The 384-nt window shown below is 45.3% G+C and carries 1 tRNA gene; it reads left to right on the top strand.

From position 1 onward, the window contains the following. Positions 1–34 precede the first annotated feature (34 nt). Positions 35–110: transfer RNA gene (locus NNN64_RS23155), tRNA-Ala, on the top strand. Positions 111–384: the final 274 nt, after the last annotated feature.

Here is a 384-nt window from a genome sequence, read left to right on the forward strand (position 1 = left end):
CAACAAAAATTAAGGTGAATGAGATAACTACGATGGGGCTATAGCTCAGCTGGGAGAGCGCCTGCTTTGCACGCAGGAGGTCTGCGGTTCGATCCCGCATAGCTCCACCATCTTTACTGCAAAAAACAAGAAAACTTCAGAGTGTACCTGAAAAGGTTCACTGCGAAGTTTTGCTCTTTAAAAATCTGGATCAAGCTGAAAATTGAAACGACACACTATTTCATTTCTCCGTAATAAGAAATGAAAAGCGGTGTGTTCGAGTCTCTCAAATTTTCGCAGCACGATGGTGTTTTACGAAACATCTTCGGGTTGTGAGGTTAAGCGACTAAGCGTACACGGTGGATGCCCTGGCAGTCAGAGGCGATGAAGGACGTGCTAATCTGC

The organism is Citrobacter sp. Igbk 14, assembly GCF_028069825.1.
Classification (GTDB): domain Bacteria; phylum Pseudomonadota; class Gammaproteobacteria; order Enterobacterales; family Enterobacteriaceae; genus Citrobacter.